3 protein-coding genes are annotated in these 1080 nt (G+C 69.9%); 1 reads left to right on the forward strand and 2 read right to left on the reverse strand.

The features are described 5' to 3' along the window. Positions 1 to 460: L-histidine N(alpha)-methyltransferase (locus tag AC1D15_RS33810; protein ID WP_477829505.1), on the forward strand; the 460-nt coding region annotated here is incomplete at its 5' end. A 17-nt stretch (positions 461 to 477) separates the two neighbouring features. Here the strand turns inward: AC1D15_RS33810 and AC1D15_RS33815 are convergent. Next, positions 478 to 879: a c-type cytochrome gene (locus AC1D15_RS33815; protein WP_477829506.1), complete on the reverse strand. Its 402-nt coding sequence runs from the start codon at positions 877 to 879 to the stop codon at positions 478 to 480. Continuing rightward, on the reverse strand, positions 876 to 1080 hold a 205-nt coding region (locus AC1D15_RS33820), incomplete at its 5' end, for a cupredoxin domain-containing protein (protein ID WP_477829507.1). The genes AC1D15_RS33815 and AC1D15_RS33820, both read right to left, overlap by 4 nt.

Genomic DNA, 1080 nt, shown 5'->3' on the forward strand with positions numbered 1-1080 from the left:
CTTCACGCCCGAGCAGGCGTCGCGGCTGCTGGCCAGTGCCCGCGAGCAGGCGCGCGGCGGCGGCATGCTGATCGGCGTCGACCTGGTGAAGCCGACCCATCTGCTGGAGTCGGCCTACGACGATGCACTGGGCGTCACCGCGGCGTTCAACCGCAACCTGCTGCCGCACCTGAACCGACGCATCGGCACCGACTTCGCGCTGCCCGACTGGCAGCACGTGGCGCGCTTCGACACCGGGCTGTCGCGCATCGAGATGCACCTGCAGGCCGTGCGCGAGCTCGACGTGCGCTGGCCCGGGCACTCCCGGCACTTCGCGGCCGGCGAGCGCATCCACACCGAGAGCTCGTACAAGTACACGGTGGCGAGCTTCGAGGCGCTGCTGCGCGAATCGGGCTTTCGCCAGATGCAGCACTGGACCGATCCGCAGGGCTGGTTCGCGGTGTTCTGGGCGCACGGCTGACGAACCGGGCCGAAGAGCTACGGCGCCGCGTCCGCCCGCAGGTTCAGCGAGCGCACGTAGGCGACGAGGTCGCGCATCTGTTCCTCGGTGAGCTCGGCGCCCCACGGCGGCATGAACGGCGATCGGCCCAGCGCCTGCCCGCCCAGCTTGACGATCAGCCCGAGGTACGCATCGTTCTTGTCGGTGGTGCGCAGGTTGGCCGGCCGCGGGTCGTACAGGCGGGCGGCACGGCCGTTGCCGTCGGCGTTGATGCCGTGGCAGGTGACACAGTAGTTCGCGAACACCAGCCCGCCGCGGAACACCGAGGCGTCGCGGCTGTCGCGCGGCAGCGGCTGGGCCTGCACGCCGCTGGCCCAGCTCAGCAGGCACGCGACGATCAGCGCGCCGATCCACAGGGCGCGGCTGTCGTGCGGCTTCACTTGCCGACCTCGATCACCATGCGCATGTCCGGGTGAACCGCGCACTCGACCTCCACCGTGCCGGGCTTGTCGAGCGTGACCGTCTTCGAGCCGCCCTGGCCGAACGAGCCGAGGTCGAAGCTCTTCGCGTCGGACAACGAGAACACGTTGTGCGCGAACGGATCCTCGTTGACGAACTTGACCGTGTCGCCGACCTTCACC

Source organism: Rhizobacter sp. P2_H2 (genome assembly GCF_056403375.1).